21 protein-coding genes and 2 tRNA genes are annotated in these 22,832 nt (G+C 60.2%); 2 read left to right on the plus strand and 21 right to left on the minus strand.

The window, feature by feature from the left end; translation table 11 throughout:
- Window positions 1–2 precede the first annotated feature (2 nt).
- A complete protein-coding gene (locus LJX93_RS23060) occupies window positions 3–416 on the minus strand; it encodes a VOC family protein (protein WP_047583816.1) in 414 nt (137 codons plus the stop codon).
- Between the two features lie 60 nt (window positions 417–476).
- On the opposite strand from LJX93_RS23060, the gene LJX93_RS23065 reads away from it, so the two are divergent.
- A complete protein-coding gene (locus LJX93_RS23065) occupies window positions 477–779 on the plus strand; it encodes a putative quinol monooxygenase (protein WP_227696443.1) in 303 nt (100 codons plus the stop codon).
- An 81-nt stretch (window positions 780–860) separates the two neighbouring features.
- Here the strand turns inward: LJX93_RS23065 and LJX93_RS23070 are convergent, their stop codons facing one another.
- From LJX93_RS23070 to rlmE, 16 genes are all read right to left on the minus strand, one after another.
- Entirely contained in the window at window positions 861–1,211 is a 351-nt protein-coding gene (locus LJX93_RS23070; protein WP_047583814.1) for a BON domain-containing protein, read from the minus strand.
- A gap of 261 nt (window positions 1,212–1,472) precedes the next feature.
- Window positions 1,473–3,578, minus strand: a complete 2,106-nt coding sequence (gene pnp / locus LJX93_RS23075) for a polyribonucleotide nucleotidyltransferase (protein WP_033701582.1) — start codon at window positions 3,576–3,578, stop codon at window positions 1,473–1,475.
- A 247-nt stretch (window positions 3,579–3,825) separates the two neighbouring features.
- On the minus strand, window positions 3,826–4,095 hold the full coding sequence (gene rpsO / locus LJX93_RS23080) for a 30S ribosomal protein S15 (RefSeq protein ID WP_016489163.1): 270 nt from the start codon (window positions 4,093–4,095) through the stop codon (window positions 3,826–3,828).
- Window positions 4,096–4,242: 147 nt separating this feature from the next.
- Entirely contained in the window at window positions 4,243–5,160 is a 918-nt protein-coding gene (truB, locus tag LJX93_RS23085) for a tRNA pseudouridine(55) synthase TruB (protein WP_033701583.1), read from the minus strand.
- Between the two features lie 3 nt (window positions 5,161–5,163).
- A complete protein-coding gene (gene rbfA, locus LJX93_RS23090) occupies window positions 5,164–5,562 on the minus strand; it encodes a 30S ribosome-binding factor RbfA (RefSeq protein WP_033701584.1) in 399 nt (132 codons plus the stop codon).
- Between the two features lie 116 nt (window positions 5,563–5,678).
- Entirely contained in the window at window positions 5,679–8,204 is a 2,526-nt protein-coding gene (gene infB / locus LJX93_RS23095; protein ID WP_033701587.1) for a translation initiation factor IF-2, read from the minus strand.
- 27 nt (window positions 8,205–8,231) lie between these two features.
- Window positions 8,232–9,713, minus strand: a complete 1,482-nt coding sequence (gene nusA, locus LJX93_RS23100) for a transcription termination factor NusA (protein WP_027595024.1) — start codon at window positions 9,711–9,713, stop codon at window positions 8,232–8,234.
- 59 nt (window positions 9,714–9,772) lie between these two features.
- Window positions 9,773–10,231, minus strand: coding sequence for a ribosome maturation factor RimP (rimP, locus tag LJX93_RS23105; RefSeq protein WP_033702568.1), 459 nt, complete (start codon window positions 10,229–10,231; stop codon window positions 9,773–9,775).
- A gap of 130 nt (window positions 10,232–10,361) precedes the next feature.
- A tRNA-Met gene (locus LJX93_RS23110) sits at window positions 10,362–10,438 on the minus strand.
- A 99-nt stretch (window positions 10,439–10,537) separates the two neighbouring features.
- A tRNA-Leu gene (locus tag LJX93_RS23115) sits at window positions 10,538–10,623 on the minus strand.
- 20 nt (window positions 10,624–10,643) lie between these two features.
- Window positions 10,644–11,039: a preprotein translocase subunit SecG gene (gene secG, locus LJX93_RS23120; protein WP_047583813.1), complete on the minus strand. Its 396-nt coding sequence runs from the start codon at window positions 11,037–11,039 to the stop codon at window positions 10,644–10,646.
- A 4-nt stretch (window positions 11,040–11,043) separates the two neighbouring features.
- Window positions 11,044–11,799 carry a triose-phosphate isomerase gene (gene tpiA, locus LJX93_RS23125; protein WP_033701590.1) on the minus strand — a complete coding sequence of 252 codons (756 nt, stop codon included), beginning with the start codon at window positions 11,797–11,799 and terminating at the stop codon, window positions 11,044–11,046.
- Window positions 11,800–11,864: 65 nt separating this feature from the next.
- Window positions 11,865–13,205, minus strand: a complete 1,341-nt coding sequence (gene glmM / locus LJX93_RS23130) for a phosphoglucosamine mutase (RefSeq protein WP_033701591.1) — start codon at window positions 13,203–13,205, stop codon at window positions 11,865–11,867.
- A 16-nt stretch (window positions 13,206–13,221) separates the two neighbouring features.
- Window positions 13,222–14,073, minus strand: coding sequence for a dihydropteroate synthase (folP, locus tag LJX93_RS23135; protein ID WP_033701592.1), 852 nt, complete (start codon window positions 14,071–14,073; stop codon window positions 13,222–13,224).
- An 8-nt stretch (window positions 14,074–14,081) separates the two neighbouring features.
- Window positions 14,082–15,986: an ATP-dependent zinc metalloprotease FtsH gene (gene ftsH / locus LJX93_RS23140; protein WP_033701593.1), complete on the minus strand. Its 1,905-nt coding sequence runs from the start codon at window positions 15,984–15,986 to the stop codon at window positions 14,082–14,084.
- 203 nt (window positions 15,987–16,189) lie between these two features.
- The gene (gene rlmE, locus LJX93_RS23145; protein WP_033701595.1) at window positions 16,190–16,816 is read right to left on the minus strand and encodes a 23S rRNA (uridine(2552)-2'-O)-methyltransferase RlmE; all 627 of its coding nucleotides are present in this window, start codon (window positions 16,814–16,816) and stop codon (window positions 16,190–16,192) included.
- A 102-nt stretch (window positions 16,817–16,918) separates the two neighbouring features.
- On the opposite strand from rlmE, the gene LJX93_RS23150 reads away from it, so the two are divergent.
- Window positions 16,919–17,227: a YhbY family RNA-binding protein gene (locus tag LJX93_RS23150; RefSeq protein ID WP_033701598.1), complete on the plus strand. Its 309-nt coding sequence runs from the start codon at window positions 16,919–16,921 to the stop codon at window positions 17,225–17,227.
- Window positions 17,228–17,239: 12 nt separating this feature from the next.
- Here the strand turns inward: LJX93_RS23150 and LJX93_RS23155 are convergent, their stop codons facing one another.
- The 4 genes from LJX93_RS23155 to carA all read right to left on the minus strand — a co-directional run bounded on the left by LJX93_RS23155 (window position 17,240) and on the right by carA (window position 22,610).
- Window positions 17,240–17,689, minus strand: coding sequence for an MFS transporter (locus LJX93_RS23155; protein WP_095063790.1), 450 nt, complete (start codon window positions 17,687–17,689; stop codon window positions 17,240–17,242).
- The gene (gene greA / locus LJX93_RS23160) at window positions 17,667–18,149 is read right to left on the minus strand and encodes a transcription elongation factor GreA (protein ID WP_077068663.1); all 483 of its coding nucleotides are present in this window, start codon (window positions 18,147–18,149) and stop codon (window positions 17,667–17,669) included. Before greA ends, LJX93_RS23155 begins: the two co-directional genes overlap by 23 nt.
- Window positions 18,146–21,367 carry a carbamoyl-phosphate synthase large subunit gene (carB, locus tag LJX93_RS23165; RefSeq protein ID WP_033701599.1) on the minus strand — a complete coding sequence of 1,074 codons (3,222 nt, stop codon included), beginning with the start codon at window positions 21,365–21,367 and terminating at the stop codon, window positions 18,146–18,148. Before carB ends, greA begins: the two co-directional genes overlap by 4 nt.
- 106 nt (window positions 21,368–21,473) lie before the next feature.
- Window positions 21,474–22,610 carry a glutamine-hydrolyzing carbamoyl-phosphate synthase small subunit gene (gene carA / locus LJX93_RS23170; protein ID WP_033701601.1) on the minus strand — a complete coding sequence of 379 codons (1,137 nt, stop codon included), beginning with the start codon at window positions 22,608–22,610 and terminating at the stop codon, window positions 21,474–21,476.
- Between the last annotated feature and the right edge of the window lie 222 nt (window positions 22,611–22,832).

Here is a 22,832-nt window from a genome sequence, read left to right on the forward strand (position 1 = left end):
AATCAGGCCAACCGCTGGCCCGACACCGCCGGGTGATACAGCGGCTGTACCTTGTTACCTGCCGGGTCCAGCAAGTGGAAGCTGCGCGCGCCATCCCCATGGTTGAACGGGCGGTCGAGCAAGGTCACCCCGCGCGCCTTGAAGTACTGGTACCAGGCCTCCAGCTCTTCCACGCTGTCGACGATGAAGCCGTAGTGGTCGAGTGTCTGCAAACCATTGGCCGCCCCCGCCCCGCGCCCCAATGACAAATTGTCGTTACCGCAGGTCAGGTAGACCAAGTCTTCATTGGCCCGGTTGAGCACCTCCATACCAAGCACGTCGACGTAAAAGCGCTCGCACTCCTCAAGGTTAGGGACCAGCAAGGCAATATGGCGCAGGCCATTCAGACGGCCAGGGCGGGCAGGCAACTCGGACATTGGCGAAACTCCTTTTTTGTATACAATTCATATCTGAATTTAAAACAAAAGGAGCGCCATGTGTATAGCCTGTTTATCAAGACACGCGTGAAGCCCGGCAGCGCCGAGGCTTTTCTGACCGCCATCAAGGCCAATGCCGCTGCTTCCGTGGCAATCGAGCCCGGTTGCCTGGTGTTCGACGTGTCTCAGGACCGCCTCGATCCCGACGTGATCTACCTCTACGAGATCTACCGTGACGATGCCGCCTACGAGGCACACACCCTGACAGCGCACTTTCGCGACAGTCGCCCGCTGGTCGAACCGCTGATCGTCGAGCAGGCGTGTTTCGAGAGCGACGTCATCGCCCGTAACCCGGTTTTTTGAGGCGCACAGTAAAAAGCCCCGGCAGTGATGCCAGGGCTTTCCTGAAAAGTGGCCAATTCCGTTTGGCCTATGGGACATTCCTTATTCGGACTTCAGGCCATCAGCCGAAACGGCCTGAACGCCTTTGATCTTCTTGGCGATGGCCACGGCCATCTCTTTCTGCGAATCGGTCACTGCCACATCGGAAGACAGCGATACGACGCCTTTGTTGGTTTCAACCTTGATGTCGCTGCCAGGTACACCTTTCTCGGTCATCAGGTCAGCCTTCACCTTGGTGGTGATCCAAGTGTCGGAAGTAGCTTCCTTGGCTTCGGTCATCTCACCAGCCGCCAGCGTCATCGGGGCCTGGGTGGACTGTTGGGCAAATGCCGCATTAGCCATGGTCAGGGTCAGAGCGGTAGCAGTAGCGGCAGCAATGGCGAACTTCTTCATGTGAGTCACTCCTGTTTTTCGAAAGGTCTGCGCCGTTATTCCTGGCTGCAGGTATGAAGGTAGTTGCACGTGCTGTGCCAGTTTTTCAGCTTCCATTTAACCTTTATAAATCAATGACTTATACATATTGGCATTTGCATGAGTCGTGCAATTTGCAACCTGCGGGGTAAACCTGCGTGCAAGATGCAACTGTGCAAAAGGTTCCCTGCGGGCATAAAAAAAGAGCCCCGAAGGGCTCTTTTTTCATTGCGCGTCAGTCGCTTAGACGCCGGAGGCCTTGGCCGCGGCAACGTCTTTGATCGACAGCTTGATACGGCCGCGGTTGTCCACGTCCAGTACCAGTACTTCCACTTCCTGACCTTCTTTCAGAATGTCGGTGACCTTCTCGACGCGAGCATCGCTCAGCATGGAGATGTGCACCAGGCCATCCTTGCCAGGCAGGATGTTGACGAAGGCACCGAAATCAACGATGCGCTCGACCTTGCCGACATAGATCTTGCCGATTTCGGCCTCTGCAGTGATGCCCAGGATGCGCTGACGAGCTGCTTCAGCCGCTTCCTTGGTTTCGCCGAAGATCTTGATCGAGCCATCGTCTTCGATGTCGATCGAAGCCTTGGTCTCTTCGCAGATGGCGCGGATGGTGGCGCCGCCTTTACCGATGACGTCACGGATCTTGTCGGTGTCGATCTTCATCGCGATCATGGTCGGGGCGTTGGCCGACAGCTCGGTACGCGATTGACCAATGATCTGGTTCATCTGGCCGAGGATGTTCAGGCGCGCTTCCAGGGCTTGGCCCAGGGCGATTTCCATGATCTCTTCGGTGATGCCGTTGATCTTGATGTCCATCTGCAGTGCGGTAACGCCCTTGGCGGTACCGGCAACCTTGAAGTCCATGTCGCCCAGGTGGTCTTCGTCACCCAGGATGTCGGTCAGAATGGCGAACTTCTCGCCTTCCTTGACCAGGCCCATGGCGATACCGGCCACTGGCGCCTTCATCGGTACACCGGCGTCCATCAGGGCCAGGGAAGCACCGCAGACCGAAGCCATGGAGCTCGAACCGTTGGACTCGGTGATTTCCGATACCACACGAATGGTGTACGGGAACACGTCGGCGGCAGGCAGCATGGCCTGTACCGAACGGCGGGCCAGACGGCCGTGGCCGATTTCACGACGGCCAGCACCGCCCATGCGGCCACACTCGCCCACCGAGAACGGCGGGAAGTTGTAGTGCAGCATGAAGGGGTCTTTCTTCTCGCCTTCGAGGGTGTCCAGCAGCTGGGCGTCACGCGCAGTACCCAGGGTCGCGACGACCAGGGCCTGGGTTTCACCACGGGTGAACAGTGCCGAACCGTGAGTCTTCGGCAGCACGCCGACTTCGATGCTCAGCGGGCGAACGGTCTTGGTGTCACGACCATCGATACGTGGCTTGCCGTTTACGATGTTTTCGCGAACGGTGCGGTATTCGATTTCGCCGAAGATTTCTTTGACTTCGGAAGCCGAAGGCTGGCCTTCTTCACCGGAGAACTTGGCGATCGCCTGATCACGCAGCTCGCCCAGGCGCGCGTAGCGGTCGGCCTTGACGGTGATGGTGTAGCCCTGCGAAACAGCCTCGCCGAACTCGGCGCGGATGGCGTTGAGCAGCTCGGTGTTGGCAACGGCGGGTTTCCAGTCCCAGGTCGGCTTGCCCGCTTCGGCGGCCAGCTCTTTGACAGCCTGGATAACGGACTGGAATTCGTCGTGGGCGAACAGTACGGCGCCCAGCATCTGGTCTTCGGTCAGCTCTTGGGCTTCCGATTCAACCATCAGCACGGCGTCGGAGGTACCGGCAACGACCATGTCCAGGCTCGAGGCAGCCAGTTGCTCATAGGTCGGGTTCAGCAGGTAGCCGGTGCTTTCGTGGAAGGCTACGCGGGCGGCGCCGATCGGGCCTTCGAACGGAATGCCGGAAATAGCCAGGGCAGCCGAGGTACCGATCATCGCAGCGATGTCCGGGTCGGTCTTCTTGCTGGTGGAAACCACGGTGCAGACGACCTGGACTTCGTTCATGAAGCCTTCAGGGAACAGCGGGCGGATCGGACGGTCGATCAGGCGCGAGGTCAGGGTCTCTTTCTCGGAAGGACGGCCTTCACGCTTGAAGAAGCCACCCGGGATCTTGCCGGCGGCGTAGGTCTTTTCCTGGTAGTGGACCGACAGCGGGAAGAAACCCTTGCCTGGATCGGCCTGCTTGGCACCTACCACAGTCACCAGCACGGTGACGTCGTTGTCGACGGTAACCAGCACTGCGCCGGTTGCCTGACGGGCAATGCGGCCCGTTTCGAGAGTAACGGTCGATTGACCGAACTGGAATGTCTTGATTACCGGGTTCACGGTTTCCTACCTTTTCAGTGGCTCTGGGGGGAACTGGTTTCTTGCGAATTCTTGGGCAGAACGGGGAATCGGCCCCATTGACCGTCCAGATACAACACGAGGCTGGGAGCCTGGCCGAAGTGCGGAAAACCGCTCAACGTAACCAGGCTGCCAACCTCGGAGATACGCATGGCGTGCCCAAAGACAACGCTGCCAGGCAGCGTTGCCAATGCATGAGACGCCATGCACACCACTGACCAGGCCGCTATTAGCGACGCAGGCCCAGGCGACCGATCAGGGCGCTGTAACGAGTGGTGTCTTTACCCTTCAGGTAGTCCAGCAGCTTACGACGCTGGTTAACCATACGGATCAGGCCACGACGCGAGTGGTGGTCTTTACCGTTGGCCTTGAAGTGGCCTTGCAGCTTGTTGATGTTCGCGGTCAGCAGAGCAACCTGAACTTCCGGGCTACCAGTGTCGCCAGCAGCTTGCTGGTAGTCGGTAACGATTTGAGCTTTTTCTTCAACGCTGAGGGCCATTTGGCTTCTCCTGATAACGGATCCCGCGAGCGGGGTCCAATAGGCCAGGGACAAATCCCTGTATTAATAAGAAAGGTGTGACCGTGCCTACTGACAGCCACCCTTGATCCCGTAGGGCCCGGCCGAAGCCAGACCCTGCGGTTTCGGTCATTCCGACCGAATCAGCCGACGTGGCGCAATGCGCCCGTCTTCGCTCACTTCACCGATACCGATGAAGCGCGCATTGTGATCCTGTACGCGGACCATGCCAAACTGCGGTGCATCCGGCGCACGTACTGCCTGGCCATGCAGCCAGTAGAACGCACTGTGCTCGGACAAACTCACCATTGGCCAGTCCTGCAGCCCGCTGTCGGAAGGCATCAGGAAGCGATCGAGCGCTTCGTTGCCACCTTCAGCATGGGCCTGTTCGAGTTCCTCGAGGGTCACCGTCTGTGCCAGCTCGAAGGGCCCGGCCTGGGTCCTGCGCAGCTCGGCGACATAAGCGCCACAGCCAAGGGCTTCGCCGATATCCTCCACCAGGGTGCGGATATAGGTGCCTTTGCTGCATCCTACCGTCAACCGTGCACGGGTGCCTTCGCACTCGAGCAACTCCAAGCGGTTAATAGTAACAGAACGCGCCTCGCGCTCCACTACCTCTCCAGCACGAGCCAGTTTGTACAGTGGCTGGCCGTCACGCTTGAGCGCCGAGTACATCGGCGGTATCTGGCTGATCGGGCCACGAAAACGGGGCAGCAGCGCCTCGATGTCGGCACGACCAACGGTTACTTCACGGGTCTGCAGGACCTCGCCTTCAGCATCGGCAGTATTGGTAGTCTGCCCCATCTGCATGACGGTTTCGTAGCCCTTGTCGGAATCGAGCAGGTACTGCGAAAACTTGGTCGCTTCGCCGAAGCACAGTGGCAGCACGCCGGTTGCCAGCGGGTCGAGGCTGCCAGTGTGGCCGGCCTTCTCCGCGTTGAGCAACCAGCGCACTTTCTGCAGTGCCGCGTTGGAGGTGAAGCCTAGTGGCTTGTCCAGCAGGATGATGCCGCTGACGTTGCGGCGGATACGTTTGACCTGGGCCACCGCTTACTCCTTGGTGTCCAGCTCGTCGGTAGCCTTGTGCAGGCGGTCTTCAGCCACTGCACGCTCGATCAGCGCCGACAGGTGTACACCGCGGCTGACGCTTTCATCGAAGTGGAAATGCAGCTGGGGCACGCTGCGCAGTTGCATCGAACGCCCCAGGTGCAGGCGCAGGAAGCTGGCGGCGCTGTTCAGTGCCTTGAGCGACTGCTTCACGGCATCTGGCGTTTCCTCGCCCATGACGGTGATGAACACCTTGGCATGGCCCAGGTCGCGGCTGACATCCACGGCGGTGATGGTCACCAGACCGACACGTGGATCCTTGACTTCGCGGCGGATCAGCTCAGCCAGCTCGCGCTGCATCTGATCACCGATACGTTGGGTACGGCTATATTCTTTGGCCATTCTTGCTACCTGTAACTTAAAGCGGCAAACGCCCGGTCAAGCTGATGCCTGACCGGGCGCTACCTGTAAAGGCGCCGCCAACCGCCCTGTAGCGGGGGCTTGCGGCAAGCTCGCCCTTAGAGGGTACGAGCCACCTGGACTTTCTCGAAGACTTCGATCTTGTCGCCGACCTTGACGTCGTTGTAGCTCTTGACGCCAATACCGCACTCCATGCCCGAACGTACTTCGGCAGCGTCGTCCTTGAAGCGACGCAGCGATTCCAGCTCGCCTTCGAAGATCACAACGTCCTCGCGCAGTACGCGGATCGGACGGTTGCGGTACACGGTACCTTCGATGACCATACAGCCAGCGATGGCGCCGAACTTCGGCGAACGGAACACGTCACGCACTTCGGCGACACCCAGGATGTTCTCGCGAACATCGCTGCCGAGCATGCCGGTCAGGGCCTTCTTGACGTCTTCGATGATGTCGTAGATCACGTTGTAGTAACGCATATCCAGACCTTCCTGCTCGACGATCTTGCGCGCACCGGCATCGGCACGCACGTTGAAGCCGAACAGCACCGCGTTGGACGCCAGCGCCAGGTTGGCGTCGCTCTCGGTGATACCACCCACACCGCCGCCGATCACGCGAACCTGTACTTCCTCGTTGCCCAGGCCGCCGAGCGAGCCGTTCAACGCTTCCAGGGAACCACGTACATCGGTCTTGAGGACGATGTTGAGGGTTTTCTTCTCTTCCTGACCCATGGTCTCGAAGATGTTTTCCAGCTTGCCAGCGTGAGCACGGGCCAGCTTGACCTCGCGGTACTTGCCTTGACGGAACAGGGCAACTTCGCGGGCTTTCTTCTCGTCAGCAACCACCGACAGCTCGTCACCGGCTTCCGGGGTACCGTCCAGGCCAAGGATCTCGACCGGGATCGACGGGCCAGCTTCCTTCACAGGCTTGCCGTTCTCGTCGAGCATGGCACGTACGCGGCCATAGTTGGAGCCGCACAGGACCATGTCGCCCTGACGCAGGGTACCGTCCTGAACCAGGATGGTCGCCACTGGGCCACGGCCCTTGTCCAGGCGCGATTCGACGACGACACCACGACCAGGTGCGGTCGGGGTAGCGCTCAGTTCGAGGATCTCGGCCTGCAGCAGAACGGCTTCGAGCAGCTCGTCCACACCAGTACCCATCTTCGCCGAAACCTTGACGAAAGGCGTGTCACCACCCCATTCCTCGGAGGTCACGCCTTCGACGGACAGCTCGTTGCGGATGCGATCGAGGTCGGCACCAGGCTTGTCGATCTTGTTCACTGCAACAACCAGTGGGACGCCAGCTGCCTTGGCATGCTGAACGGCTTCACGGGTTTGCGGCATCACGCCGTCGTCCGCCGCCACCACCAGGATGACGATGTCGGTCGCCTTGGCACCACGAGCACGCATCTGAGTGAACGCAGCGTGGCCCGGGGTATCGAGGAAGGTGACCATGCCGCGGTCGGTTTCCACGTGGTAGGCGCCGATGTGCTGGGTGATACCGCCGGCTTCGCCAGCAGCAACCTTGGCACGACGGATGTAGTCGAGCAGCGAGGTCTTACCGTGGTCAACGTGGCCCATGACGGTAACGACCGGGGCGCGCGATTCGGTTTTGCCTTCGAACTTCAGCGATTCGGCCAGGGAGTCTTCCAGGGCAGTATCGCTGACCAGGGTGACCTTGTGGCCCAGCTCTTCTGCGATCAGCTGAGCGGTTTCCTGGTCGAGCACCTGGTTGATGGTAACCGGCGTGCCCATCTTGAACATGAACTTGACCACTTCAGCGCCCTTGACGGACATCTGGTTGGCCAGCTCCGAGACCGTGATGGTCTCACCGATGGTCACGTCACGGATGACGGGGCCGGTCGGGCTCTGGAAGCCGTGCTGGTTACGCTTCTTCAGCTTGCCCTTGCCGCCACGACCACGACGAGCGCCATCGCTCTCTTCTTCGGTGGTACGCGGAGCAGCGCGTGGAGTCGGTGCTTTTTCCTTCTCCTTGACCTTGACCTTGATCGACACGCGAGGCGCCTCGCCACGACGACGGTCGTCATCACGAGTGCGGCTTTCGTTGCGACGGGTCTCGTCCTTCTTGCGCTCGGCAGCACGCGCAGCGGCATCTTCCGAGGCAGGCGCGTCAGCCACTACCGGTGCCGGCGCAGGTGCGGCGGCAGCGGCAGCCGGCTTGGCAGCTGGGGCCGCAGGGGCGGCATCAGCAGCCTGACGGCGGGCCTGATCTTCGTTGCGCTGGCGAACGTCGGCGTCAACCTTGTCGCGCGCAGCGTTTTCAGCCGCACGGCGCTCATCCTGCTCGCGTTTCTGCTCAGCCTGGATTTCTTCCGGGCTGCGCTGCACGAATACTTTCTTCTTGCGTACTTCTACGCTGATACTTTTGCTACCGGCGACACGCAGGGTGCTGGTGGTTTTGCGCTGCAAGGTAATCTTGCGCGGCTCTTCCGCCTTGCTCTTGTGGCTGCTTTTCAAATGAGTCAGCAGAGTCTGCTTCTCATTGTCGGTCACTACCTGACCGGCGTCGGTGTGCGGCAGACCTGCCTCACGCATCTGCTGCAGCAGGCGCTCTACCGGTGCCTCGACCTCTTGGGCCAGTTCTTTCACCGTGACTTGCGTCATGCACTTCTCTCCTCAGGCCGCGCCTAATTACTCGAACCAGTGGGCTCGGGCGGCCATGATCAACTTGCCGGCACGCTCTTCGTCGATGCCGTCGATGTCGAGCAGATCGTCGATCGACTGCTCGGCCAGGTCTTCGCGGTTAACCACGCCGCGCACCGCCAGTTCCGCCGCCAGGTCCTTGTCCATGCCCTCAAGGGAGAGCAGGTCTTCGGCCGGATGGGCGTCTGCCAGTTTTTCTTCGGTAGCGATGGCCTTGGTCAACAAACGGTCCTTGGCTCGAGCGCGGAGCTCATTGACGATATCTTCGTCAAAGCCATCGATGTTGAGCATTTCTTCCAACGGTACGTAGGCAATTTCTTCGAGGCTGGTAAAGCCTTCGTCGACCAGCACTTGGGCCAGCTCCTCGTCGACTTCCAGTTCATCGATGAAATTGCGCAGGATGTCACCGGTTTCTGCTTGCTGCTTGGCCTGGATGTCCTTTTCGGTCATCACGTTCAAGGTCCAGCCGGTCAACTGACTGGCCAAACGAACGTTCTGACCGCCACGGCCAATGGCCTGGGCAAGGTTGTCTTCGGCGACGGCGATGTCCATGGCATGGGCATCCTCGTCAACGATAATCGCCGCGACTTCAGCCGGCGACATGGCGTTGATGACGAACTGCGCCGGGTTATCGTCCCACAGGACGATATCCACACGCTCACCACCCAACTCTCCGGATACGGCTTGGACGCGCGAACCGCGCATGCCGATACAGGCACCTTGCGGGTCGATGCGCTTGTCCTTGGAGCGGACGGCGATCTTGGCTCGCGAACCCGGATCACGGGAGGCAGCCATGACTTCAATGAGGCCCTCGGCAATTTCCGGCACTTCAATGCGGAAAAGCTCGATCAGCATCTGTGGCGCAGTGCGCGACAGGATCAGCTGGGGGCCACGGTTTTCAGTGCGGATTTCCTTGAGCAGCGCACGCAGGCGCACGCCAACCCGGAAAGTCTCGCGGGGAATGATGTCTTCGCGAGCCAGCAAGGCCTCGGCGTTGTTGCCCAGGTCAACGATGACGTTGTCGCGGGTAACCTTCTTGACGGTACCGGAGATGATCTCGCCTACGCGTTCGCGGTAGGCATCGACCACCTGGGCGCGCTCGGCCTCACGGACCTTCTGCACGATGACCTGCTTGGCGGTCTGGGCGGCGATACGACCGAACTCGATAGACTCGATCTTCTCCTCGATCACGTCACCGACCTTGGCTTCAGGGTGGGTCTCGTGGATCTTGCTCAACCAGGTCTCGATTGCCGGATCATCAAGATCGGCTTCATCGACCACGGTCCAGCGACGGAAGGTCTCGTAGCTACCGGTGTGGCGGTTGATTTCCACACGCAGGTCGACTTCGTCCTCAAAACGTTTTTTGGTTGCAGTGGCCAGGGCCACTTCCAGCGCTTCGAAAATGACGCCGGGCGGTACACCTTTTTCGTTGGATACCGATTCAACAACCAGCAGTACTTCTTTGCTCATCGTACGCCTCGCCTTGCGCAAGCCATTGGGCCCGGATAGTCCGCCGGGCCCGGCACGTCTCAGTCAAAACTGGGAATAATATTGGCCTTGTCGATCGAGTCGATCGGCAACAGGAACTCCTGGTCGTCCACCTGGACCACCACATCCTGCTCCTCCACACCGCGGAGAAGGCCCTGGAAGTTACGACGACCCTCGAAGGGTGAGCGCAGCTTGATCTTCACTTGTTCGCCGGCATGCGAGGCAAACTGTTCAAGCGTGAACAGCGGGCGTTCCATGCCAGGAGAAGAAACCTCTAGGGTATATTCAGAGCTGATCGGATCTTCCACATCGAGGACGCTGCTGACCTGACGGCTGACTTCAGCGCAGTCGTCCACCAGAATGCCGCCTTCCTTATCGATGTAGACACGTAGTACCGAATGCTTGCCCTGGGAGACGAATTCGATCCCCCAGCATTCGAAGCCCAGCCCCGTGACCACCGGGGCCAACAAGGCCTGCAACTGTTCTAGCTTGCTCGACACCTGAACCCCCTCGTGCATGCTGTGCAAATAAAAAATGGGCGAAGCGCCCATCCCTGAAAGCGCCGTTGGACAACGACGCCGAAAACTGTTCGGCTAGCAAAAAGCCCCTGAAAAGGGGCTCCGCTAAAGCTGGTTGCGGGGGCTGGATTTGAACCAACGACCTTCGGGTTATGAGCCCGACGAGCTACCAAGCTGCTCCACCCCGCGACAAAGCTGGGGCGAAAGTATAAGACCGAACCCCGTACGGGGTCAATCCGACCTCCACCTACAAGAAAGCCCGCATAAAGCGGGCTCTCTTGCTTCAATTGGTACCGAGAAGGGGACTCGAACCCCTACACCCTATGGGCACAACCACCTCAAGGTTGCGTGTCTACCAATTCCACCACCTCGGCAATACTACTTTTGAAACCCGTTACTTCTGCTCTTCTGCCGGAGGAGGTACATCACCCGTACTCGGAGTGGCTTCGCTCTTCTGCTGTTGGAGCACCGGTACATCATCATTCACTGCCGGCTTTTGCTCTTTCACTTCCAACACTGCTGGATCTGGAAGGCCCGCCTGGGTCAGCTTGTGAGCTTGTTCCTTGGCGAAGTATCCTAACCCAAGTGCTGTCAAAAAGAAAGTGGCAGCGAGTATTGCAGTGAATTTACTTAGGAAGGTTGCAGAGCCTTGGCTTCCGAACACAGTATTTGAGGCACCTGCGCCGAAAGATGCACCTGCTTCCGCACCCTTACCCTGTTGCAACAGAACCAGCACTACTAGCGACAGCGCTGCCAACAGATGAAAAACAACGATGACTGTTTCCAGCATTTGTTCAGTTTCCTGCGGCGCGACAAATTGCACCGAATTCGTCTGCGTTCAGGGACGCTCCACCAATGAGCCCCCCATCGATATCCGGCATGCCGAACAGTTCGGCCGCATTGGCCGCCTTCACGCTGCCGCCGTAGAGCAGCTGCACCTTCGCAGCCACTTCAGCATCTTCTGCCGCCAACTGACCGCGGATGGCAGCATGCACATCCTGAGCCTGTTGTGGCGTGGCCGTAAGGCCAGTGCCGATGGCCCATACAGGCTCATAAGCAATTACTGCATTGGCAAAAGCCTTAACACCGAACGCTTCGATGATACTGCTTAGTTGACGCCCGACAACTTCGAGTGTCTTGCCCGCCTCGCGCTCTTCAAGGGTTTCCCCAATACACAGCACGGGCTTCAAACCTTTGGCCTGTGCGGCTGCAAACTTGCGGTTCAGCACTTCATCACTCTCGCCGATGACCTGGCGACGCTCCGAATGCCCAACCAACACCAACTTGCAGCCCACTTCAGCCAGCTGTTCCGGGCAAACTTCCCCGGTCAGCGCACCCTGTTCGGGTTGTACAGCAGAATTCTGTGCGCCGACAGTTATTTCTTTACCTGCCAGGCCATCGATCACTTGATTGATGAACAAGGCCGGTGGAAATACCGCGACTTCCACTCCGCTCGGCAGGGCAAGATTGCTCAAGCCCTCGGTCAGCTCAGCGACGCTGGCGCGGGTACCGTGCATCTTCCAGTTACCAGCTACCATAGGGCGACGCATGCTTTACCTCGTCGGTCAAAGTGGGCGCAGATCTTACCCAACCAGATCTGCGCTGGCAAGCGCCTTCAGACACAAACTTCGCTGACCAGTTTCGCCAGGGCTTCGGCATGGCCGCGAACCTGACTTTCGTCGTCGCCTTCGACCATGACCCGCACCAACGGCTCGGTACCGGACTTGCGCAGCAGCACGCGACCGCGACCGGCCATCGCCTCGGTGACCTTGGCACTGGCCTCCTGCACCGCAGGGTGCTCCAGAGGGTCGACCTTGCTTGCCCCATAGCGCACGTTGATCAGTACCTGAGGGCACTTGCGCAGGGCCTGACGGGCCTGGGCCAGTGTCTCGCCGCGACGCTTGAGCGCCATCAGCACCTGCAGCGCGGCGATGATCGCATCACCGGTGGTGGTGTGGTTGCAGCACACGACATGCCCGGAGTTTTCACCCCCGACCAACCACTCGCGCTCGAGCAGTTCGGCCATGACGTAACGGTCGCCGACCTTGGCCCGCACGAACGGGATATCCAGCTCCTTGAGCGCAAGTTCAAGGCCCAGGTTGCTCATCAGCGTGCCGACTACCCCGCCTTGCAGCTTGCCGCGGTCATGCAGGTCACGGGCGATGATGAACAGCAATTCGTCGCCGTCGACGATGGCACCCGTGTGATCGACCATCAGCACCCGGTCACCGTCGCCATCGAAGGCGATACCGAGGTCGGCATGGCCCACCAGCACGGCGGCCTGCAGCGACTCGATATGGGTAGAGCCACAGCCTTCGTTGATGTTCAGGCCATCAGGCTGAGCATTCAGAATGGTCACGTCGGCACCCAGTTCGCGGAACACGCTTGGCGCGACCTTGTACGTGGCGCCATGGGCGCAATCGACCACCAGCTTGAGGCCGTCGAAGCTGGTGCTCGAAGGCACACTGCTCTTACAGAACTCGATGTAGCGGCCAGCCGCATCGTTGATGCGCGAGACCTTGCCCAGCTTGCCCGACTCGACCACCGTCATCGGCTGATCGAGCAACTCTTCGATCATCAACTCGACTTCGTCAGGCAGCTTGGTGCCCTGGCCAGAGAAGAACTTGATGCCGTTGTCGTCGTGCGGGTTATGCGACGCGCTGATGACAATACCGGCTTCAGCGTGGAAGGTACGCGTGAGGTAGGCGATGGCCGGGGTCGGCATCGGCCCGAGCAGCATCACATCGGCACCGGCCGCAGAAAGCCCGGCCTCGAGCGCAGATTCGAACATGTAACCGGAAATACGCGTGTCCTTGCCCACCAGCACACGGCAATGGCCCTGCTTGCGGAAAGCCATGCCAGCCGCCCAGCCGAGCTTCAGCATGAAGTCCGGCGTGATCGGGAATTCGCCGACGCGGCCACGAATGCCGTCGGTACCAAAGTATTTTCTGCTCATAGCGACTCCAATGTTCTTATTCGGCGTGTTGAACCGCAGCGATCATGCGTACCACATCGACAGTTTCGGCCACATCATGGACGCGAAGGATGCTCGCCCCCTTGGTCATGGCCAACGCTGCCAGCGCCAGGCTGCCGTACAAACGCTCGCCGACCGGACGATCCAGCGTCAGGCCGATCATGCTCTTTCGTGAAACACCCACCAGCAGTGGGCGCCCAAGGCGATAGAGCGCTTCCATGTGCTTGAACAGGCTCAGGTTGTGCGCCAGTGTCTTGGCGAAACCGAAGCCTGGGTCAAGAATGATTCTGTTTGCATCGATGCCCGCCGCAGCGCAAGCGGCCATCCGTTGTTCAAGATATCGCGTAACGTCCGCTGTCACATCATCGTAATGCGGGTCGTCCTGCATATTGCCCGGCTCACCGCGCATGTGCATCAGGCACACCGGCAGGCCGGTATCGGCCGCCGCGTCCAGGGCACCATCGCGCTCCAGCGCGCGTACGTCGTTGATCAGCCCAGCCCCCAGCCGCGCAGACTCGCGGATGACCGCTGGCGTGGAGGTATCAACCGAAATGACCACATCCAGGCGGCTATTGATCGCCTCGACCATCGGCGCCACGCGCTCGATTTCTTCGGTCACGGACACGGCACGCGCCCCAGGGCGCGTCGACTCGCCACCGATGTCGATCAGCGTGGCGCCTGCGGCGACCATCGCTTCGGCATGCCGCAGCGCAGCGTCGCGCTGGCTGAAGCGCCCGCCGTCGGAGAAGGAGTCGGGGGTGATATTGAGGATACCCATGACATGGGTACGCGACAAATCAAGAACCCGGTTGCCGCAAGGCAACCGGGTCGGGTACTGCACTGAGCTCATAGATGCCCTTAGTGTTGAGCCGCTGGGCCGCCAATCGGCGATTCCGGGCGATCACCCTGGGCTGCCGGGGTACCCGAAGCCGAGTCACCATCCCAATCGCGAGGTTCGCGCGGGGCACGACCATTCATGATGTCGTCGATCTGGTCGGCATCGATGGTCTCGTACTTCATCAGCGCTTCAGCCATGGCATCGAGCTTGTCACGGTTGTCGGTGAGCAGCTGCTTGGCCGTGGCGTAGCACTGGTCGATGATGCTGCGCACTTCCGAGTCGATCAGCTTGGCGGTTTCACCCGACACGCTGGCGTGCTGGCTGCCAGCGCTACGGCCGAGGAACACCTCGCCTTCTTCTTCGGCATACATCAACGGGCCGAGCTTCTCGGAAAGGCCCCACTTGGTAACCATGTTCCGGGCAATCTGGCTGGCACGCATGATGTCGTTGGAGGCACCGGTGGTGACGCCGTCGAAGCCCAGGGTCATTTCTTCGGCGATACGGCCGCCGTACAGCGAGCAGATCTGGCTGATCAGCGCACGCTTGGACAGGCTGTAACGGTCTTCTTCAGGCAGGAACATGGTCACACCCAGGGCACGACCACGCGGGATGATCGAAACCTTGTAGACCGGGTCATGCTCAGGCACCAGACGACCGACGATGGCGTGACCGGCTTCGTGGTAGGCGGTGTTCTGTTTTTCTTTCTCGGACATGACCATGGTCTTGCGCTCGGCGCCCATCATGATCTTGTCTTTGGCCAGCTCGAACTCTTTCATTTCGACCAGGCGCTTGTTGGAGCGAGCAGCGAACAACGATGCTTCGTTGACCAGGTTGGCCAGGTCGGCACCGGAGAAGCCTGGGGTACCACGGGCAATGACCGCCGGGTTGACGTTCTCGCCGATCGGCACCTTGCGCATGTGCACCTTGAGGATCTGCTCACGGCCGCGGATGTCCGGCAGGCCAACCACCACCTGGCGGTCGAAACGACCAGGACGCAGCAGTGCCGGGTCGAGGACGTCCGGACGGTTGGTCGCGGCGATGACGATGATGCCATCGTTCATCTCGAAGCCGTCCATCTCTACCAGCAGCTGGTTGAGGGTTTGTTCGCGCTCATCATGACCACCGCCCATACCGGCGCCACGGTGGCGACCCACGGCGTCGATTTCGTCGATGAAGATGATGCACGGGGCGTGCTTCTTGGCCTGCTCGAACATGTCGCGCACACGGCTGGCACCGACACCGACGAACATTTCAACGAAGTCCGAACCGGAAATGGTGAAGAACGGCACTTTCGCCTCACCGGCAATGGCCTTGGCCAGCAGGGTCTTACCGGTACCCGGTGGGCCGACCATCAACACGCCGCGAGGAATACGGCCGCCGAGGCGCTGGAACTTGCCCGGGTCACGCAGGAATTCGACCAGCTCGCCGACTTCTTCCTTGGCTTCGTCGCAACCCGCGACGTCTGCCAGGGTGGTCTTGACCTGGTCTTCGGACAGCAGGCGCGCCTTGCTCTTGCCGAAACTCATCGGCCCGCCCTTGCCGCCTGCGCCGCCTTGCATCTGGCGCATGAAGAACATGAATACCGCGATGATCACCAGGATCGGGAAGCTGGCTACCAGCAACTGAGTCCAGATGCTCTGCTGCTCGGGCTGCTTGCCTTCGACGACCACGTGGTTGTCGACCAGGTCGCCGATCAGGCCATTGTCGGTAATGGCCGGGCGCACGGTCTTGAAGCTGTCGCCGTCAGCGCGCTTGCCGGTAATGATGTAGCCGTCGACGGTCACACGCTCGACTTTCCCGTCTTTGACCTGTTGGATGAAGTCGGAGTAGTTGAGGGTCTGCGGCTCGTTAGGGCTTGAGAAGTTGTTCATCACTGTCACCAGGACAGCTGCGATGATCAACCACAGGATCAGATTCTTTGCCATGTCGTTCAATTCGCTACCCTCTGAGGCCGGCGCACGACGCAGCCGTGCCTCGCATGATATTCATCGCCCTAACTTACTACATTACCTACGCATCCGCAGGCACCGTCTGTAACCCTTTGTGAAACCTAGACTACACGAAGTTCGGACGATCCTGACGGGCTTGCCGATTGGAATTAACTATCAGCCACCCCGTAGCACGCCTTTCACACGCCTTTGAAACCTTTACCCAGCAGGTACTGCTCACGCGAGCGATCCCGCGAAGACGACGGCTTGCGCATCTGCACCTTGTCGAACTTGGTGCGAACGTCCTTCAAGTACATGTCGAAGCCTTCGCCCTGGAAAATCTTGATCAGGAAGTCACCACCAGGCTTCAGCACGCGGGTTGCCAGGTCAAGCGCCAACTCACAAAGGAACATGGCGCGCGGCATGTCCACTTCAGGCGTACCACTCATATTGGGGGCCATGTCGGAAATCACAAGGTCTACATGCGAATCGCCGACCGCTTCCAGAATCTGCTGCAGCACTTCATCGTGGGTGAAGTCACCCTGAATGAAGGTCACGTCCGGGATCGAGTCCATTTCCAGGATATCGGAGGCAATCAGACGGCCCTGGCCACCAATCAGACGACTGGTCACCTGCGACCAGCCTCCTGGGGCTGCGCCGAGGTCGATCACACTCATGCCCGGGCGGATCAACCGGTCCTTTTCCTGGATCTCAAGCAGTTTGTAGCTTGCACGCGAACGGTAGCCATCCTTCTGCGCTTGTTTGACGAAAGGGTCGTTAAAATGCTCACGCAGCCAGTTAGCGCTGCTTTTGGAACGTTGTACCACGGGGCACCTCGATGATATGCGTCGTGATTGACTGGGCGGAGCCGGGGGCCCTCGGGTAAAATGCCTGTCAATTTTACAGAATCAGACGGAAAGGGTCAGATTATGCCGCTCAATAACGAGCAGAAGAAGCAATACAAGTCCATTGGTCATGACCTGAAGCCGGTCCTGATCGTTGCTGGCAACGGTGTTAACGAAGGCGTTGCTGCCGAACTGGAACGCGCACTCGCCGATCATGAACTGATCAAGGTCGAGATTCGCTCCGAAGATCGCGAAGAACGCGCTGCCGCCATTGCCGAGTTGTGCAAGGTCGGCCGTGCTGAACTGGTGCAGACCATCGGCAAGAAAGCGCTGATCTACCGCAAGAACCCACAGCCGAACAAGCAGCTGTCGAACGTCCACCGCTTCAAGTAATAGCGGCTCCGATCAGTGGCGCGCCTTGCGCGCCCTGACCGGTACTGGCTGGGCCACCAGCACGATGCCGGAAAAACCCAGCACCAGGAAACAGAACATCTGCCAGCGCTCGCCCACGGATATACCGTAGCGCAAGGTGTAATACCCCACGCAGGCACCAAAGCCGAGCAACAGCATCTGGCCACGGAACTGTCGCCACCAGGCCGCCAGGCCATCCACCCTCGCCAATACCGCCAGCTGGGTCAACAAGCCAAGCAAGGCCACGCCAATCAACCAGCGGTCGATCTGCCCGGCAACATCCTGCACCAGCAGGGGCGCCAGGCCACTGACCTTGAGCGCGGGCACCAGCCCCACATGAAACACCCACAAGCCGCCGACCCAGAAAACCTGGGCCAGCTGCCAGAGGATCCCTTCAAGGGATGGCGCCCGCAGGCGCCGGTCAGATGTGCTGGACTTCGACAATCTCGTACTCGACCGTGCCACTTGGCGTCTTGATGACGACGATATCACCTTCTTCCTTGCCGATGATGGCACGGGCAATCGGCGCGCCTGCCGACAGCTTGCCCAGCTTGATGTTGGCTTCGTCTTCACCCACGATCTGGTACTTCACGCGCTCGTCGGTTTCGGTATTGGCCAGCTCGACGGTAGTGCCGAAAATGACCTTGCCGGTGTGCGGGATAGAGGTCACATCGATCACCACCGAGTTCTGCAGGCGGCCTTCGATATCGCGGATACGCGCCTCGACCATGCCCTGCTCTTCACGGGCGGCATGGTATTCGGCGTTTTCCTTGAGGTCACCCAGCTCGCGTGCTTCACCGATCGCCTGGCTCAGGCGCGGGCGCTCGGTCTTGCTCAGGAACAGGTGCTCCTCTTCCAGGGCGCGAGCGCCCTGGACGGTCATCGGGTATTTGGTAATGCTCATGCTTTGAGTCCTGCATGCAGATCCTGCAAGCGACGAACGGTCTTCTCGGGACCAAACTTCAGCGCTTCGCAGATGGCTTCACCGGCCGCAATGGTGGTGGTGCAGTAAATCTTGTGCTGCAGCGCATTGCGACGAATCGAGTAGGAATCAGCGATCGACTGACGGCCTTCGGTGGTGTTGATGATCAGCGACACTTCGTCGTTCTTGATCATGTCGACCACGTGCGGGCGACCTTCGGTCACTTTGTTCACACGGCGCACTTTCAGGCCTGCCGCCTCGATAACCTTGGCGGTGCCGGCAGTGGCAACCACTTCGAAGCCCAGGGCGATCAGGTCGCGGGCAACGCCAGCCACTTGTGGCTTGTCGTCGTCACGCACGCTGATGAACGCGGTACCGCCGGTTGGCAGCACTTCGCTGGCACCCATCTGAGCCTTGGCGAACGCTTCACCGAAGCTGTCACCGACGCCCATGACTTCACCGGTCGATTTCATCTCAGGGCCGAGGATCGGGTCAACCCCTGGGAACTTGGCGAACGGGAAGACGGCTTCCTTGACGCTGTAGAAGTTCGGGATGATTTCTTTGGTGAAACCGATCTCTTTCAGGGTTTTACCCGCCATCACGCGGGCGGCAATCATGGCCAGCGAGGTGCCGATGCACTTGGAGACGAACGGCACGGTACGCGAAGCGCGCGGGTTGACTTCGATCACGTAGATCTTGTCGCCCTGCAGGGCCAGCTGAACGTTCATCAGGCCGACAACGCCCAGCTCCAGGGCCATTTTCTTGACCTGTTCGCGGACTTCGTCCTGCACGTGAGCCGGCAGCGAGTACGGTGGCAGCGAGCACGCCGAGTCACCGGAGTGAACGCCGGCCTGCTCGATGTGCTGCATGATCGCGCCGATCACCACGTCGGTGCCGTCGCAGACCGCATCCACGTCCATCTCGATGGCGCAGTTGAGGAAGTGGTCGAGCAGCACCGGGCTGTCGTTGGACACCTGTACGGCTTCACGCAGGTAGCGCTTGAGCTCGTCCAGCTCGTAGACGATCTCCATGGCGCGGCCACCCAGTACGTACGACGGGCGCACCACCAGTGGGTAACCGATACCGCCAGCGGCACGGATGGCCTCGTCTTCGCTGCGCACGGTCGCGTTTGGCGGCTGCAGCAGGTTCAGGCGCTGAACCATCTGCTGGAAGCGCTCGCGGTCTTCGGCGCGGTCGATGGCGTCCGGGCTGGTACCGATGATCGGTACGCCGGCTTCTTCCAGGGCGCGTGCCAGTTTCAGCGGGGTCTGGCCGCCGTAGTGAACGATCACGCCCTTCGGCTTCTCGACACGGCAGACTTCCAGCACGTCTTCCAGGGTCAGCGGCTCGAAGTACAGACGGTCGGAGGTGTCGTAGTCGGTGGAGACGGTTTCCGGGTTGCAGTTGACCATGATGGTCTCGTAACCGTCTTCACGCAGCGCCAGGGCCGCGTGCACGCAGCAGTAGTCGAACTCGATGCCTTGGCCGATACGGTTAGGGCCGCCACCCAGGATCATGATCTTGTCGCGGGTCGACGGGTTGGCCTCGCACTCTTCCTCGTAGGTCGAATACAGGTAGGCGGTGTCGGTGGCGAACTCGGCAGCGCAGGTGTCGACGCGCTTGTAGACCGGGAACACTTCCAGCTTGTGGCGGTGACGACGCAGGTTCTTGTCGGTAATGCCGAGCAGCACAGCCAGGCGCTGGTCCGAGAAGCCTTTGCGCTTGAGGCGCAGCATCATGCCTTTATCGATGGCCGACAGGGCCAGGGTCTTGACCTTCTCTTCTTCCTTGATCAGGTCTTCCATCTGAACCAGGAACCACATGTCGATGCCGGTCAGGGCGAAGATCTCTTCGCAGGTCATGCCCGAACGCATGGCGTCGGCCACATACCAGATACGCTCGGCGCCCGGCACGGTCAGCTCGCGCTTGAGGATGCTGGCCGCTTCGGCGCTGGCCAGGTCAACTTTCGGGTCCAGACCGCAAACACCGACTTCCAGGCCGCGCAGGGCTTTCTGCAGGGATTCCTGGAAGGTACGGCCGATGGCCATGACTTCACCCACGGATTTCATCTGGGTGGTCAGGCGGGCGTCGGCTTTCGGGAATTTCTCGAAGGCGAAACGTGGCAGCTTGGTGACGACGTAGTCGATCGACGGTTCGAACGACGCCGGGGTACGGCCGCCGGTGATGTCGTTCTGCAGCTCATCGAGGGTGTAGCCGACAGCCAGCTTGGCGGCGATCTTGGCGATCGGGAAGCCGGTGGCCTTGGAAGCCAGGGCCGACGAACGCGATACACGCGGGTTCATCTCGATCACGACCATGCGGCCGGTGTCTGGGCAGATACCGAACTGCACGTTGGAACCGCCGGTTTCGACACCGATTTCACGCAGCACCGCCAGCGAGGCGTTGCGCATGATCTGGTATTCCTTGTCGGTCAGGGTCTGTGCTGGGGCAACGGTGATCGAGTCGCCGGTGTGCACGCCCATCGGGTCGAAGTTCTCGATCGAGCAGACGATGATGCAGTTGTCCTTCTTGTCGCGGACCACCTCCATCTCGTATTCCTTCCAGCCGATCAGCGATTCGTCGATCAGCAGCTCTTTGGTCGGCGACAGGTCCAGACCACGGGCGCAGATTTCTTCGAACTCTTCACGGTTGTAGGCGATACCACCACCGGTGCCGCCCATGGTGAAGGACGGACGGATGATGCATGGGAAGCCGAGCTTCTCGAGGACCGCATTGGCCTCCTCCATGCTGTGGGCGATACCGGAGCGCGGGCATTCCAGGCCGATGTCTTTCATCGCCTTGTCGAAGCGCGAACGGTCTTCTGCCTTGTCGATGGTGTCGGCGTTGGCGCCGATCATCTCTACGCCGAACTTTTCCAGAACGCCGTGGCGCTCCAGGTCCAGGGCGCAGTTCAGTGCGGTTTGGCCGCCCATGGTCGGCAGGACGGCGTCAGGGCGCTCCTGCTCGATGATCTTGGCCACCGACTGCCATTTGATCGGCTCGATGTAGGTGGCGTCGGCCATGGCCGGGTCGGTCATGATGGTGGCCGGGTTGGAGTTCACCAGGATGACGCGATAGCCTTCCTCGCGCAGGGCTTTGCAAGCCTGGGCGCCGGAGTAGTCGAATTCACAGGCCTGGCCGATCACGATCGGGCCAGCGCCGAGAATCAGGATGCTTTTGATGTCTGTACGTTTTGGCATGGTTGTCACTCAAATCCGCGGGTCAGTCGGCAAGCCGTCTTGAACAATCTGGGTCAGGCGCTTCCGGGCGCGGCGCGAGCCGGCCCGGGGCCTTGATGCAGGATGCTCAGCGGCGCTTGGCCATGGCATCGATGAAACGATCGAACAGTGGCGCGACGTCAGTCGGGCCTGGGCTCGCTTCAGGGTGGCCCTGGAAGCTGAACGCGCTCTTGTCGGTGCGCTCGATGCCCTGCAGGGTACCGTCGAACAGCGACTTGTGGATGGCGCGGACGTTGCCCGGCAGCGTGGCTTCGTCAACGGCGAAACCGTGGTTCTGGCTGGTGATCATGACCACGCCGGTGTCCAGGTCCTGGACCGGGTGGTTGGCACCGTGGTGGCCGTGGCCCATCTTGACGGTCTTGGCGCCGGAGGCCAGGGCCAGCAGCTGGTGGCCGAGGCAGATACCGAATACCGGGATCTCGGTTTCAAGGACTTCCTTGATGGCCTGGATGGCGTAGTCGCAAGGCTCCGGATCACCAGGGCCGTTGGACAGGAACACGCCATCAGGGTTGAGTGCGAGCACTTCGCTGGCCGGGGTCTGGGCAGGCACCACGGTCACGCGGCAGCCACGAGCAACCAGCATGCGCAGGATGTTCAGCTTGACGCCGTAGTCGAAGGCGACCACGTGGTAAGGCAGCTCGGAAGCTTCCAGGGTCGGGTGGCTGTCGGTTTTCAGTTCCCACACGCTGGAGCGCCACTCGTAACGCTCTTTGGTGGAAACGACCTTGGCCAGGTCCATGCCCTTGAGGCCCGGGAAGGCGCGGGCAGCGGCGATGGCGGCTTCTTCGCTGATGTTGTCACCGGCGAGGATGCAGCCGTTCTGAGCGCCCTTTTCACGCAGGATACGGGTCAGGCGACGGGTGTCGATGCCGGCGATGGCGACGACGTTGTTGGCCTTGAGGTAGTCAGGCAGCGACTGGGTGTTACGCCAGTTGCTGGCCAGCAGCGGCAGGTCACGGATGACCAGGCCGGCAGACCAGACACGGTTCGACTCGGCGTCTTCCGGGGTGGTACCGGTGTTGCCGATGTGCGGATAGGTCAGGGTAACGATTTGCTGGGCGTAGGAAGGGTCTGTAAGGATTTCCTGGTAGCCGGTCATAGCGGTGTTGAACACCACCTCACCAACGGTCTGACCGTCGGCACCGATGGCTTCACCGCGAAAAATACTGCCGTCGGCAAGGGCGAGTATGGCTGGCTTTGTCAAGAAGACCTCCCGTAAATCAAGCATGAAAGGGCGATCGCAGGTTGCAAAAAAGCGGAGTGACGTATGGACACGTCACCCCGCTTTCATGTGCTGAATTCAATTCGCTGCGCGCTTTTAGTGGACACACTAAAGCTGTAGCTTACAGAAAAGTGCGTTTTCGGTCTACCGTATATGTGTCTCTAAAACACATGATTGCGACAGGCTGACCTCGCTGGCATTGGG

The organism is Pseudomonas sp. HN2-3 (assembly GCF_020691745.1).
Lineage (GTDB): Bacteria > Pseudomonadota > Gammaproteobacteria > Pseudomonadales > Pseudomonadaceae > Aquipseudomonas > Aquipseudomonas capeferrum.